We start from the raw sequence: 15283 nt of genomic DNA, 5'->3' as shown, positions 1-15283 counted from the left end.
TCGTCAGGCGCTAAAGATGCAAGAGGAGGCAACGGAGCGAATTCTCCAGCTCGAAGACGAACATTTTACTAGAGACCTTGGCAAGACTGCTTTACGATGGATTATCGAAACTAATGCTGTTGACAGTTAAATGCATATCATGGTAAGATAGTCTTATCAGGACAGATCAATCATAGCCTCAAACTATTATTAGTTAATGGGGCTATTTTTGTTTTCAAAGTAGCTCAGCGAGGGTATATGGGGACCATCATCATAGACGAGCGACGAGTTCAGAAAATGCAGCAGAGGCTTGGGAAAGCAACAAAACTCATTGCTGACGATAAGTATCTGCCGATGTTCAGAAACCGACAGATCAACTACGTGAAAGAGTTTGACTATTCTGTAAAGTTAGCAAAACGTAAGAAAAACCCACGTAAATATTTTGCATTCATCTGGTCAAGTAAGAATTTAGCAAAAACAGTAGATTGGTTACGCAAATTAATTGCTCAAGCGAAAGCCAGGGCAGCAGAGGAACGTCACAAACAGAAAATGCAAAAGCAGGCAACACTGCCGATAAGTATTGACGGATTAGAGAAGTTAGCACAGATGAAGCGCAACTATAACCTTATCGCGTAGCAATCATTGCTGTTATTTTGATGTCGCTCGCGGAGCGGCTTGTTTGCGTTTGATTACGCATTTGAAATGTGCAATAATCCTGGGTGTATGCAAAAAATCAGGACTTTTACACAGTGAAAACGGCCGTTTGGCCGCTTTTTTATTGCATCATCTCGCTCACGAGACCGCCGCCATATTAAGTTGATATTAAAATAGTAATTTTACGTTCTATATACAATAGCTTTGAAGAGATTGATTATAAAGAAATTCTATATAGAACTGTTTTTTGAAGTGGAGATTTACGGGAATGGAAAAGCCTATTTATGCACAGATCGAAGAATATTTAGATTACTGTCGAGCGCGTCAGTTTACTAAACAGACAATGGACACAAAGACCAGAGTACTTACTAAGTTTGCGGAGCTAGAGCTTGTTGACGATATGCAGGAGCTAACCAATAGAGATATTAATAAATGGATGTCTATGCAATCATCTGGCGTAGCTACGGGAAATATTGTTTCAGGCAGAACGATCAATAGTAGGTTAAACCACATTGTTGCTTTTATAAAATATCTAAGAGACATGGATTATGATATATCAGTCAAAACACGTCTAATTGAGCCTGCGAAAGAAAAACCACCACGACGAAGTTGGTTTACGCGAGAACAGATCGAAAGAGTCCTTAAAAACGCCAAGCCAATGGAAAAACTACTGATATCACTGACCTTTGATTCTGGGCTGCGAGCTACAGAATTGAGGAATCTGAGACTAAAGAATATTAATGGGCGCGAGATGAATATAGTTGGCAAAGGGAATAAAGCTGGTACGGTGTTTATGACACCACGTACAAGACTGTGGATGAACGAATGGATTGATAATAAAGGAATTACCGATTATTTGTGGCCGTCACCAGCTTATGGAGATGGGCGTCCATATAGTATTGACGAGCTAAGATATAGAATGCGCCGAGAGTTTGAGAGGGCAGGGATAGAAGGCTTTTATCTACATGCGATGCGACACAGCTTTGCTACGGATATCCAGACACGAGGGGCATCAATCTCTCAAGCGCAGAGACTACTAAGGCATTCTAATTCAGCCACAACCGAAGTTTATTTGCATGCTTTGGACAACGGAATGATAGGTGTATATGATCAATTGAAGTTAGGGCATACACTCTAAAGATCTGTAAGGCGCCTGCGATATTTTGCTTAAGCTATTGACAAAATGGCTTCAGTTTGCTAGTATAGTAGTATGTGATTGCGATGTGCACAAAAGCCTTCGCAATGTGTACATTGAAACCTCTACTCCTGATAGAATCTACCATGGTAACGCTCAAACTACTCTATGAAATGTTGAAAAAAGGCGCAGCGCCAAAGTCGGTTATCGGCACCATCGCCGTGTTAAACACGATAAACGCCGCCGCAACAGGCATCGCCAATTATCGTAGTAAACACAAAGGTGAAACGCGCCCAACTAAATCTGGCAAACTAGGCATGGCTGGTGAGATGCTGGCGTTGTCTGCCTACGCGGGCGCCCACACCGCCGAACAGAACGGTAAACCAAGGCTAGCCAAAACCCTCCGCAAGATTGGCCGCGCTGCATTTATTGGCTCGTTGCCGCTTGCTGCTCATGCCTCATGGACCTATATCAAACGAGCTATTTTTGGCGGCAATAGCGATGAGGATACGCCAGAGGCTTGACTTTTTCTCCAATAATTGATATATATATCAGGTTTTCGTTGAAAAACGGAGATTCGTCCACTCAGGAAGTCTGAGTGTTGATAATCCGGACAGAGAGAGAAGGTCTGACATGGCGAACTATGATGATTTCTTCGTCATCAAGGCTATGAATGGTGACATCACCATCCGTACCAACAGGGAGCTCTATAATGAGCACCTGTGGCAAATAATCCAAATCAACGGCGTGGAAGCCGCATGGGCCATTGATGAGTCTACTTTTGGCTTTAGGGCTAGCTATAGCGACCCCTTGGTTGTGGCCAATGTTCTGCTCGACTGTTTCGGCACTGGCGCCTGGCGAATCACTGGTGATCTCGCCGATGAAGTCAGGAAGTGGTGCTATACTATGCGCAAAGCACAGTACGAACAACTCCTCCACGAGGCCGTTATTGCAGAGGATGAAGATAAGTTTCTGAGATACCATGATCTCCTAGAGGAGTTGCTCGAGGAAGAGAGTATCGTTAGACTCATCTAGCGCCTCCGCGAGGACAGACCCATCTCTCTGTCCTCGCAACCAGAGCCACCGAGAAACACCCTCGGCGGTTGTGGTTGCGAGGTGATTTGATATAATATAGAGTTATGAAAAATCTCGTCATCGTCGAGTCGCCAGCCAAAGCTAAGACTATTGAGAAATACTTGGGCAAGGATTTTCACGTTTTGTCAAGCGTGGGACACATCCGCTCAATCGTCAAAAAAACCAAGGACGGTACGCCGCCAATTGATGTGGCAAATGATTTTTTTGCCGTCTACGAAGTCGATCCCGAAAAAAAGAAAGTCATCACCGAGCTAAAGAAGAACGTCAAGGCTGTCGGCAAAGATAACGTCTGGCTGGCCACCGATGAAGACCGCGAAGGGGAGGCTATCGCTTGGCACCTCTGTAAAGTGTTGGATTTGCCGGTTGAGACGACCAAGCGCATCGTCTTTCATGAAATCACCAAGGATGCCATCACCAATGCCATCCAGAACCCGCGCACTGTTGACATGAACTTGGTGCAGGCGCAGCAAGCCCGGCAGATCCTTGATCGGCTGGTTGGTTTTGAACTCAGCCCGGTAGTCTGGCAAAAAGTGCCAGGCGGTAAGTCAGCTGGCCGCGTCCAGAGCCCAGCGGTGCGGCTGCTGGTCGAGCGCGAACGAGAAATCATGAAATTTGAGGGCAGCTCACAATTCAAGGTGACCGCCATATTCATCCACGACAATCAAGAACTCAAGGCCGAGCTCAACCAAAAATTTGATTCCGAAGCAGCCGCTTACGAATTCTTGAACAGTCTCAAGCCAGCCACATTCACCGTCAGCGATATCTCGAAAACGCCTGGCACCCGCAACCCAGCCGCGCCGTTTACGACCTCAACCTTGCAGCAAGAGGCCAACGCCAAGCTTGGCTTCAGCTCCAAGGCCACCATGGCCTCGGCCCAGCGGCTCTACCAAGACGGTAAAATCACCTACATGCGTACCGATTCGGTCAATTTGAGCGGGCAGGCTATCGCCAGCGCCACTGATTTTATCAAGCGATTGTACGGCCCGGATTATTCAACTGTGCGCAAATTCAAAACCAAATCCGCCTCAGCCCAGGAAGCCCACGAAGCCATCCGCCCGACCGACATCACCCGCGAAACCGTCACCTCAGATGAACGCGACCAAAAACTCTACGACCTCATCCGCCGCCGCACCCTAGCGTCACAAATGTCGGCAGCGAAATTGGAGAAGACGACGGTAACGATTAACATTAAGGGCAGAGAATTATCTGCTCACGACAAAACATCTGCACAAACCCGAGAATTGAACGACGATGAGGCGCGGCGCGGCGAGGACTGTCTGAGCGAAGCGAGTTCCGCAGCTGCCCGAGACGAATCGGAGAGAGAATCTCGGCGTGCGGAAGCCGTTTTGAAGGGAGTAGGTAATTCTTTCAGTCATTTATACTTTGAAGCCAAGGGCGAAGTCATCACCTTTGACGGCTTCCTACGCGTCTACGGCGGCGGCAAAGATGAGATTTTACCAAAGCTCCACACCGGCGACATCCTTGAAACCCACGACATCACTGCCCGCCAGACCTTTGCCAAGCCGCCAGCTCGTTATACCGAAGGTTCACTAGTCAAAAAACTCGAAGATCTCGGCATCGGCCGCCCGAGTACTTATGCTACCATCATCGACACCGTGCAAACCCGCGGCTATGTCGAAAAAGGCGACAGCGAAGGCCAACCACGAGATGTCATCATCCTCAGCTACAACGGCGAAGAAGTCAGACGCGCCGTCATCCAGGAAAAAACTGGCTCCACCCGCGGCAAACTTATCCCGACGCCGAGCGGAGAATTGATCGCTGACTTTTTGACAGACCATTTCACGCAAATCGTTGATTATGATTTCACCGCCAATGTCGAAACCGAATTTGACAAAATTGCCGCTGCCGACCTGGCTAAAAGTGCCATGCTACACGGATTTTACACGCCGTTTCACAAATTGATCGAACAGTCAGGCGGTATCGACCGCAGTAAAGTCGGTGCTAACCGCGAAGTCGGCATCGATCCAAAATCCGGCAAACCAATCTTGGCACGCTTCGGCCGCTTTGGCCCGATGTTGCAACTGGGCGCCACTGACGACGACGATAAACCACGCTTTGCACCGCTGCCAAAAGGCGCAAAAATCGAAACCGTCACCTTGGAGCAAGCACTAGAAATGTTCAAATTACCGCGTGTCGTCGGTCAAACCGAAGACGGGCAAGACATCAAGGCCAATATCGGCCGCTTTGGCCCATACATCCAAGTCGGCAAGCTCTTCGTCTCCATCAAGCCCGAAGACCCGCACACCATCACCCTAGAAAAAGCCCGCGAACTCTACGCCGCCAAACTCCAGGCCGAAGCCGAGAAAAATATCACTGATTTCGGCGACGGCGTCAAAGTCCTCAACGGCCGCTTTGGTCCATACATCACTGATGGCACGAAAAACGCCAAAATCCCCAAAGACACCGACCCAAAAACCATTACTCACGAGCAAGCCTTGGAGCTTCTGAAGGTCGCACCCGTGAAGCCCGCCCGCCGCGGCCGCACCTCAACCAAACCATCCAAATCCCCGAGAAAAAGCAGCCGCTCAAAGAAGTAATTGACCCATAAAATAACCCAATCAAGCCACATTTCATTAGGGCTGTATAGACCACATCCCCATAATTCACAAAATCAAAAACTATCACACCATTTCATTGCAAAAATTGTTAAATACATGCTATAATTACGGCGTACTACACGACTTGCTTGACACGAAAATATTTTATTGTATAATAGCAATATCGTCATATATCAACATAACTTCTGAGGTGAGGCAGAGAGGATTTAACATAAAGCCATGAGCGACATACAAGAACAGAGCGCACCAGACAGGCAGCTTCGGCAAGCAGCCGAGGATGTTTTGGCGCAGATTCCGCAAGAGCGCGAGAAAGAGATTATTAGCCGTCGCTTTGGCCTATACGGCAATAAAGAGACGCTGGAACAGATCGGCGACATGCTCGGGATCACTCGTGAGCGTGTCCGACAGCTAGAGAAGGCCATCCTCGTTCGCCTGCGCCTGTTGGTGGCTGACGGCGGTATACCAAGTGCCTCGGCTGCTGAAAAGATGGTTACCTCACACCTGTCAGAAATGGGCCGGGCGGCGCCACTACATAATCTCGCCAAGCACGTCCTCGGCCGTGATGTTACCGATAGCGAACGATCACATGTTGCCTTTATCGCTGAGCTCAATCCATCAATCAACATCATCACCGAGAACGATGACTATTACCACTCAGCCATCATCGGCACGCCGAACGACGAGAAGAATATCAAGAAGCAAGTCGAAGAAATCGTCAAAGCCATCAAACAGCACGGCCAGCCAGTCACCGCTGAGGAACTACACAAAACGCTCAATTACGAGCACCCATCCAACATCGCCGCGCTCGCCTCAATCAGCAAGAAACTAGCCCATCTCCGAGGGCTGTGGGGCCTGATCAAGTGGCCGCTCGTCAACCCAAAGACCATCCGCGACAAGATTTTCGTCATTCTCGACAGCAACGGCCAGCCAATGCACTTCTCGGACATCGCTAAGGCCATCAAGGACAGCGACTTCAAACGCAAAGATGTCACCATTCAAGCCATCCACAACGAACTCATCAAGGACAAGCGCTTCGTTCTGATCGGCCGCGGCATTTATGCCCTCGAATCGTGGGGCTACGCCCGTGGCACCGTCGCTGACATCATCGCCAGTGTCCTCCGCGAGGCCGGCGAGCCGCTGCACCGCGATGAAATCGTGAAGCGCGTCCTCGACAAGCGTCAAGTCAAAGAAACCACTATTCTGCTCAACTTGCAAGCCAAGCCGCAATTCCAACGCTCCGCCAAGGCCACCTACATTCTGGTCAGCGAAGCCTAGGTTTGCATTTATCTATAAGGGGTGAGATAATGAAATAGCATGGAAATTATCTCTTCGATGATTAGCTTTTTAACGCAGTGGTACGTTTGGATACCCATCACAGCCGTGCTGTCATTTTTGACGTGGCGCAACTATCAGCGAGCTGACGAGTTTGAGCCAACCGACAGCGTGTTATTAGTACTGGAAATCCCCAAAGCCAACGACAAGAAAGAGCTAGCCGCCGAGCAATTATTTGCCAGCCTGCACGGTATCTTGCGCGACAAACGCGAACTCAAATTATCAGGCGGCAGACAGGAGCATATCAGCTTTGAAATCGCCTCGGTCAACGGTCAAATTCGTTTTTATGTCTGGGTGCCCCGAACGCTGCAAAGTTTCGTCGAGGGACAAATTTACGCCCAGTACCCAACCGTTCAAATCCACGTTGCTGGCGAAGATTACACCGAGCATGAGCACGAGCACTCCACCGTGTACACCACCGAGCTAACCTTGACGGCGCCAGAATTCTTGCCAATTCGCACCTTTCAGACCTTTGAAGTCGACCCACTGGCGGGAATTACCGGTACACTGGCCAAACTAGAATTGACCGGCGAGGAACTCTGGGTGCAGGTGCTCATCAGGCCGATCGCCGACAGCTGGCAACAGTCCGCCGATCGCTGGATCACCGGTGTTAAGAGTGGACATAAACTCATTCCCGGACTCGGTGGCGGCGGTCTGCAGTGGATTGGTACACTGCTCGAGGCTCTCTGGAAACCACCAGGCCAGGGAAGTGATGGCAAAAAAGCGCCCGAGCTATCTGAGCGTGACAAGACGCGCGTCTCTGAGGCGGAGAAGAAGGCCACCAAATTAGGCTACGACGTCAAGATCCGCCTGGCGTACCTTGGCGAAGATCAAACCAGCGCCAAGCTACATATGCAGGCGCTGGTCGGTGCTTTTAAGCAATTCAATTCAACCAACCTCAACGGCTTTCGTGCTGTCAAGGGTGCGTTCGGCAAGGAGTTTCTCGACAAGTACCGCAAGCGCGCGTTTTACGGCGATGGCTACATCCTGAATATCGAAGAACTGGCCTCTGTCTTTCACTTGCCGCACACCAATGTCGAGACGCCCAACATCGTCTGGGCCAGCGCCAAAACCGCCGAACCGCCGTCCAAGCTACCCGTCCTGACCGGCAGCGACGCCAACGACGACCAAATTTCCGCCTTTGGCGTCACCAATTTCCGCGGCATCAACCACCAGTTCGGCATGCTGCGCTACGACCGCTCGCGCCACGTCTACATCATCGGCCAGACGGGAGCGGGGAAATCAGGATTACTGGAATTATTCGCCCTCAGCGATATCTTTCACAGCCAAGGCTACGCCATCATCGATCCGCACGGCGACTTCGCCATCAACAACATGAAATTCATCCCCGGCTCACGGCTGAACGACGTTGTCTATTTCAACCCGGCCGACACCGCCTATCCGCTCGGCTTCAACCCGCTGGAAGTTACTAACCCGAACCAAAAAACCAACATTTCATCAGAGGTCATCGGCGTTCTGAAACGCATGTTTGGCGAAAGCTGGGGCCCGCGGCTAGAGTACATCCTGCGCTACACCATCCTGGCGCTGCTCGACCGACCAGAGACGACCATGCTCGACATCACTCGCATGCTGACTGATAAAAACTTTCGCAAAGAAACGCTGGGCTATTGCCGCGACACCGTAGTCTTGCAATTCTGGAACGTCGAATTCGCCAGCTGGAATGACAAGTTCGTCGCTGAGGCCGTCGCGCCAGTCCTCAATAAAGTCGGCGCCTTTACCGCCAACCCCATCATCCGCAACATCATCGGCCAGCCCAAATCCACCTTCAACATCCGCCAAATCATGGACGAGGGCAGAATTCTTATCGTCAATCTATCCAAGGGTCTCATCGGTGAAGACAACGCCGCCATCCTCGGCTCGTTCCTAGTCACCAAGATTCAGCTGGCTGCCATGTCGCGCTCTGACATTCCCGATATCCGCGACCGCCGCCCATTCTATCTTTACGTCGATGAGTTTCAGAACTTTGCCACCGACTCATTTGCCACCATTCTGTCTGAGGCCCGCAAGTACGGCCTCAATCTGACCGTTGCCAACCAGTACATTTCACAGATGAATGAAACCGTGCGCGACGCAGTCTTTGGCAACGTCGGCACCATGATCTCATTCCGCGTGTCTGCTGATGACGCGCCGATCCTAGCTAAACAATTTGAGCCGAATTTTGAAGCCGTCGACCTCTTACAAATGCATAATCGTAACTTCGTCATCAACATGGTCATCGGGGGAGAGAAGACCCCGGCCTTTTCCGCACGCACCCTCGAACTCCCGCCGAGCCAAGCCGACAACACGCCGCACATCATCGAACATTCGCGGCGCATGTACTCACGGAGCAGGGAAGACGTCGAGCGAGAAATTGCCGCCGTCATCATGCCGCCGCGCCCGCACAAGCAGCCCGCCCAACCGCGCCCACAAGCCGTCGCCGCAGCTGCACTAGCCCAGCCCGTTCAAATTAATCAAATAGCCGCCGCTCAACCGACTCAAGAAAAGGCTAGCGCCACCACTAGCGCCCAACACCCCGCACCACAACCCCAACCCGTCGCACCCGTCACAGACAGCGGCGAAGTCATCTTGCAAATTCGCGGCAACAGCGCATTTGAATCAGCAGCTACCGACACCGCCACACCGAAGAAACGCCGACGACGACGGAAGAAGAGTACGACATAAGCAAGTATGGCTTATGCACCCCAGGGATTCCTCTAGATTATCTCATTATGAAAAACATCAGCTACCTGTAGTATCCTGATCGTCCTGGGTTTTTGTTTATAGAAGCACGAATAAGCTCGATGAGTTCTTGATGCCTTTTATAATCTTCTCCCTCCTCAACACAGTGCATGCTTTCCGCAAATAGTTTATCGTGGAGATCACGACTTTCTTCACTTAGCTCTCGTTCAGCAGGAGTATCATCTAGATCCCATTCGCGTAGTGCTGAATCAACAAAAAGATCCGCCCCGCCGTCTGGAGCATAGACCCTTGTTTTATCAATTTTTTTTATTCCGAAAAACTCCGATAGTTCCATATTATCTCCCTTTACCATTATTACGGTAGGTATTCTTTATTTAGTAACACTTATAATTATAGCGCATACGAAACGATAGGGAAGTAACCATAACTTAACGATAAACCCCCTTCTCAAACTAGAATTCAAGTTACTTGGAAATATATAGAACAAAAAGAGAACTTATCGCATTAGCGGTTCAAGCGGCTTTAGGCTGCCAAGATTACGCACATACAGGCTGTATCGTTGTATCGCAGTCCATATATAGCAAGCCTGGGTGAATACGGCAACGGGTACGATACCGATCAGAAGCGCTCAATCACCATAAAACATAAAACGCCGAGGTAATAAAACAAATCTAAGTTTTCAATAAATTCCGCAAAACCGCATTTGGTAGATTTATCCGTCAGTCACGATATGGGGGCGTCCAGTAAAGGGCAGTCAAAGCTAAGCTAACATTACATACAAAACAAAAAAATATTATCGCGAAGAGACGATAGAGCATGCGTCTTTTCGTAGATAATTTAATGTCGCACAAGGTAGCTTTTACGTATTATAGTTATTTTGATACGCTAAACTTCGTATGCATACACTTAATATACCATTTATAACTTTTTCGCCTAGCATCTCTTACGAGCGGGGGATCTCCTCCGGACTTTCACCATACTACGGTGAGTGCTAATACGGGATACGTTCAAGCTACCATAAACAAAACAGACCCCCATACTAATCACTTTCGACTTTCAATCGGGGGAGTTTGGGATACCTCCAGCGCCAGCGTCGTCTCCGCCTCTCAAATAAATATCGAGCCAGGCCTTACCAAACTTGAACGTCGTTACGGTCTAAAAAGCAACTCGTAGACTTTTCCACATCATAAGGCACCACCTAGCATGGGCATATGCGCTTGTGTACGAGGCCGCGCACGACAAACACAGCAATCCCACACTGGTTAAGCCTACAAACATTTGACTTTTTCCTATTTTATTCCCCTGCTCTATTTTTCCACAAGCACCCTATTTGATTTTTTGCTATTTTGATATTATAACTATGTTTTTCTTAATCCTCTGATAAACGAACAAAAAGCGAACTAACGGAGTAATAGGCTCCGTCTCTACCCTGTTAGCAGTGCAGCCCCGTATACCCCGGTGAGACATAGGTCGCCCCTATCCGCTACTTATAAAATACTCGCTGATCGACGCGCACATCGATATACGCAGGAGCCGCGCCACTACTCTGGAAGAATGTCATGGCCTTGACCGCTTGCGCTACCTGCGCTGCTGCCTCCCTGTCGGTGGTCATTTTAATACTGTATGGACGGCCCTTGATTGATAGAAGCGCCTGGCGAACGGTGTTTTGCGGCAGGATAATTTCTGTGACTTCTAACCGGTGCTCGCGAAAGCCGGCGACAGCTTGACCGAGAAAGCTGAGAAAGTGGCGATTGATAACCTCCTGGCCGGCGGCAGTCGGCACGCCGCTCTGGTCTTTGACGATAACTGATGGCGAGCCCATGTAGGTGGTCGAGAATGTCACGCCTGCGTCGTCAACAAAATAGCTCTTATCACCAGAAGTCCACTGGACGACTGGCTGGCGAAAGGTAAGCTTGAGGCGCGGCCTGGCGAGTTGGTCGGCCTCGAGGCGAACCGTCTTGACCTCCGGGGCTTTCTCGAGGAAAAAACTAGCTAGCGACTGGTGATTCAGTACAAACAAGAATCGCTCGACCGGACGTGCACTGAGATATTCATCAATGAGGTGGTGGTAGCGATCGGCCTCTTTGGCGCTCGCTGCGTCTGGCGTTTGCACCGATACCGTGACGGTACATTGCCATGCGAGTAGACCAATGACAATAAGCACCAGCGCACTGCTGAGCAACATAATCCATCGCGTCCGGCGACGCCGAGATTTCGCATGCTGAACTGTGCGCTCCGAGGTCTCAACTGGCGAGGCAGTGTGGCGGGTGTTGAGATTGCGATTGCGGCGATAGGCTGTTTCAAATGAACTATCCTCGTTAATGAGCGCCGCTTGACGACGAGCCGCAATTTCGCGGCGTGTGGCCAGCGTAGATTTTGCCCGAGAAAAGGGTAATTTCACCGACGTCTCCCCTGCCGACGAATGACAGTGAGGAGCATCGCTGCCATGTCTTTAGCGGCGTTGGGCTTCGCAAACGTACCGATGTTTCGCCCGAGGCCGGCCAAGATCCGCGGCGACTTAACGAGGCCAATGACCTTCTTGCTCAGTACCTCTGGCGTCTGCTCCAGCGTCGACTCCTCAACGATCACTGCCGCCAGCGCGTCCTGATACACCTTGGCATTCTTGAGCTGATGACCGGCCGTCAACATGCCATTCGGCACGATCACCGCTGGTTTATGCAGCGCCGCCAGCTCCAGCAGCGTCGTCGCACCAGCCCGCGCCACCACCACATCCGCTGCCGCCAGCACTTCAGCCATACCGTGGTTAACAAACGCTTCTAATCGCCAGCCCGCCCGGCTATCAACGCGCTCTTTCAGCTCGTTAAACTGATGCTTACCAGAGATCAAGAATACCGACGTCTCAGCCAGCAGCTGCTCGCGCGTGGCTACCACCGCCTCATTGAGGCGCGCTGCTCCCAGTCCACCGCCAGTCACCACCACCAGCGGCCGTGCCGGATCAAAGCCAAACTTGGCCTTTAGCTGCCGCCGTTCAGCCGCGCTGTATGGTCGAAATTCCTCAGCCACCGGGATGCCGACGTACTCCGCCTTGACGTCAGGATAATTATAGTGCTCCAGCGGCGCCCCGGTGCCGATCTTGGCAGCAAATGGCGCTAGCAACCGATTGGTCAGTCCCGGATGCGCGTCCGAATCATGCAGCACCAGCGGAATTTTCAGCAGCCGCGCTGCATAGCCAACCGGCAGGCACACGTAGCCGCCCTTGATAAAAATCACATCTGGCCGCCACCTCAGCAACTTACAAAAGCTCTGAATAAACCCAACCCCCACTAGAAAGATATCGCGCAGATTCGGTAGTAAAATTGACGGTCGAAGATGAAACGCCATATTTTTACCGTGGTAGCGACGGATCTTGCCAGCGATAATCAGCTCAACCGGGACCGTCTCGTCAAATTTACCAAAAATACCGCGAGCGCTAGCGCCAAATTTCCGATCACACCAAAACCGCAATTCGTGATCACCCGATGATCGCAACTCCTTACACACTGCTACGACTGGCGTAACGTGTCCGCCCGAGCCGCCGCCGACCGCCAAGATCTTTGCCACTTCCCTCTCCTTCCATTAATGGTTTGTGCGCCGTGTAGGCTGACAGTTGAAATGCCAGACCCAGCGCCGCTGCGATAAATAACATGCTGGTGCCGCCATAACTGAGCAGCGGCAGCGAGATACCAGTCATCGGAATAATCCCCGTCATCGAGCCAATATTCATCAGCACATGCGACGCCACCCAGCCAAACACGCCTGCCACTACCAGCCGTAGATGTATATCAGCCAGCCGCGATGTCACCTTGAGCAGGCTCAGCAGCAATGCCGAAAACAACGCCAAGATAACCAACAGGCCAACAAAACCAAACGTCTCGCCCATCACTGCAAAAATCGAGTCATTAATCGCCTCTGGCAGGTAGCCCGTCGCCTGCACGCTTTTACCGATGCCCAGACCCAATAGGCCGCCCGAGCCGAGGGCGATGCGCGCCTGCTGGATGTGATAATTATTTTCATCCCGGCTGGCTGATTGATGCGTATCACCCTGAATAAAGGTCATCACCCGCTCGATGCGATGCGGCGACGAGAACGTCAGCACTAACGCTGCAGCCGCGATCACCAGCACGATGCGTCGCAGTAGCCGAGCGTCCATCCCCGACACCGCTAACACCGACAGTACCAGCGCCACGAGTGACACACCCGTCCCCAAATCTTTCTGTAGTACCACCACCACAAACATCGACACCGCCATAATAATACCCAGCGGGATCAGCGTCTCGTTGATATCGTTGAGTTTGCCTTGGCGCACCCGCTTGGCCAAAAACCCAGCCACAAACAATAGCAAGCCAAATTTCAATAACTCCGCCGGCTGAAAGCTACCCAGTCCACCCAGATAAAACCAGCGGTACGCGCCGTTGGTGTCCGATGCAAATGGCAGATGCAGCAGCGCCCCGCAAACCACCAACAAGAAACACGCCGCCAAGCCCGCGATGAATAGTCGCTTGGCCCACGCCTCGGTCAACCACCGATACGGCGATATCGCCGCCGCCCCAAATGCCACCACAGCGGTGATGACGCTGGCCAGCTGCTTATTGAAAAAGAAGGTGTCGCTATAATTCGCGCCGTGCGTATGATTTAATACATTCGCCCGCTGCGGTCCCAGCGCATACATCACCACCAACCCCAACATCAATAACAACCCCATATATAGCACGATCTGATACATCGGCCGGTGGCGACGCACCGCCTTGGCGGTTGAGGTGGCAGTGCGGTTACGCAATATGACCCCCCGCCAGGGCCAGCATCACGCCGATAAACGCCATCACGCAGCCAATCACCCAAAACCGCATCGTCACTTTAGTTTCCGGCCAGCCGCTGGCTTCTAGGTGATGATGGATTGGCGCTGATAAGAAAATTTTGCGCCTAAAAAGTTTCTTGCTCACAATCTGGATCAAGCTCGAGCCCGCCTCAACCACAAACAACAACCCAATCACCGGCAGCAGCAGCAACGAATTAGTCAGCATCGCCACCACTCCCAAGCTCACTCCATAGGCGAAACTACCAACATCGCCCATGAAAAACCGTGCTGGATAGATGTTAAACCAGAGATAACTCAGTAGCACACCAACTACCGTGAAGCAAAACCCCGCCAGCAATACTTGTTGCTGCAGCAAGGCAATCACTCCGAACGCCCCAAAGCTAATCCCCAGTAGCCCGCCGGCCAGCCCGTCCATGCCATCAGAAATATTAACCGCATTACCAGTCGCCACCACCGCAAAGGCAAACAGCGGGATGATCAGCCAGCCAATAGACACATCCCCCATGAACGGCACATGGAAGCTGGCCACGCCCAGCTTGATATAGAAAAACCAGCCAAGGACGATGCCGATAAGCATAATCAGCGCAAATTTCACCGGACTACGTAAGCCGGCCGCACCACCGCCCAGCCCGCGTAGATTAATAACATCATCAATAAGCCCAACCGCGGCACCGCCGATCAACGCCGCGAGCGGCAGCCATGTCTGCGCTCGATCTAAATTACAAAAGAACGTCACCACGAAAATCGAAATAACACCGATAACTCCGGCCATTGTTGGAATATTTCGCCGCAATTTTGCCGCTTGGAATTTAGCAAAAACCTTCAACTCTTTGCCGTCGGTACTCTCCGAGCGCTGCCGCTTCCAAAACCGATACCGATAGGCAAAAAACGTATAAATTGGCGTCAGAAACATCGCCAATAAGAACGCCCCGACACTGAGCAAAAATACGTGTGTCAATTCGTTGGTCATTGTTTGTAAAGCAGTTGCCATGG

General features: G+C 51.1%; 12 protein-coding genes. 7 read left to right on the top strand and 5 right to left on the bottom strand.

From position 1 onward, the window contains the following. Nucleotides 1–237: 237 nt before the first annotated feature. From FBF26_01415 to FBF26_01385, 7 genes are all read left to right on the top strand, one after another. Complete coding sequence (locus FBF26_01415; GenBank protein ID QJU09922.1) at nt 238–615, top strand: hypothetical protein; 378 nt, start codon at nt 238–240, stop codon at nt 613–615. Nucleotides 616–901: 286 nt separating this feature from the next. After that, the gene (locus FBF26_01410; GenBank protein QJU09921.1) at nt 902–1771 is read left to right on the top strand and encodes a site-specific integrase; all 870 of its coding nucleotides are present in this window, start codon (nt 902–904) and stop codon (nt 1769–1771) included. Nucleotides 1772–1914: 143 nt separating this feature from the next. Next, nucleotides 1915–2292, top strand: coding sequence for a hypothetical protein (locus FBF26_01405; protein QJU09920.1), 378 nt, complete (start codon nt 1915–1917; stop codon nt 2290–2292). A gap of 109 nt (nt 2293–2401) precedes the next feature. Next, a complete protein-coding gene (locus FBF26_01400) occupies nt 2402–2803 on the top strand; it encodes a hypothetical protein (protein QJU09919.1) in 402 nt (133 codons plus the stop codon). Between the two features lie 104 nt (nt 2804–2907). Then, nucleotides 2908–5421: a type I DNA topoisomerase gene (gene topA, locus FBF26_01395; protein QJU09918.1), complete on the top strand. Its 2514-nt coding sequence runs from the start codon at nt 2908–2910 to the stop codon at nt 5419–5421. A gap of 240 nt (nt 5422–5661) precedes the next feature. Then, entirely contained in the window at nt 5662–6717 is a 1056-nt protein-coding gene (locus FBF26_01390) for a hypothetical protein (GenBank protein QJU09917.1), read from the top strand. A 39-nt stretch (nt 6718–6756) separates the two neighbouring features. Continuing rightward, a complete protein-coding gene (locus FBF26_01385; GenBank protein ID QJU09916.1) occupies nt 6757–9456 on the top strand; it encodes a hypothetical protein in 2700 nt (899 codons plus the stop codon). 61 nt (nt 9457–9517) lie between these two features. Here the strand turns inward: FBF26_01385 and FBF26_01380 are convergent, their stop codons facing one another. From FBF26_01380 to mraY, 5 genes are all read right to left on the bottom strand, one after another. Then, entirely contained in the window at nt 9518–9808 is a 291-nt protein-coding gene (locus tag FBF26_01380; protein ID QJU09915.1) for a hypothetical protein, read from the bottom strand. A 1149-nt stretch (nt 9809–10957) separates the two neighbouring features. Next, a complete protein-coding gene (locus FBF26_01375) occupies nt 10958–11875 on the bottom strand; it encodes a hypothetical protein (protein QJU09914.1) in 918 nt (305 codons plus the stop codon). Then, entirely contained in the window at nt 11872–13035 is a 1164-nt protein-coding gene (locus tag FBF26_01370) for a hypothetical protein (GenBank protein ID QJU09913.1), read from the bottom strand. The genes FBF26_01375 and FBF26_01370 overlap by 4 nt, the downstream gene beginning before the upstream one ends. Further along, complete coding sequence (locus FBF26_01365) at nt 12968–14251, bottom strand: FtsW/RodA/SpoVE family cell cycle protein (GenBank protein ID QJU09912.1); 1284 nt, start codon at nt 14249–14251, stop codon at nt 12968–12970. Before FBF26_01365 ends, FBF26_01370 begins: the two co-directional genes overlap by 68 nt. Beyond that, nucleotides 14244–15281 (bottom strand): phospho-N-acetylmuramoyl-pentapeptide-transferase, encoded by a 1038-nt coding sequence (gene mraY / locus FBF26_01360; GenBank protein QJU09911.1) that lies wholly within the window; start codon nt 15279–15281, stop codon nt 14244–14246. Before mraY ends, FBF26_01365 begins: the two co-directional genes overlap by 8 nt. Nucleotides 15282–15283 lie beyond the last annotated feature (2 nt).

Source organism: Candidatus Saccharibacteria bacterium oral taxon 488 (assembly GCA_013100825.1).
GTDB lineage: Bacteria > Patescibacteriota > Saccharimonadia > Saccharimonadales > Saccharimonadaceae > Nanosynbacter.
Note: the sequence above shows the minus strand (reverse complement) of the source record. Positions and strands in the feature narration are given on the sequence as shown.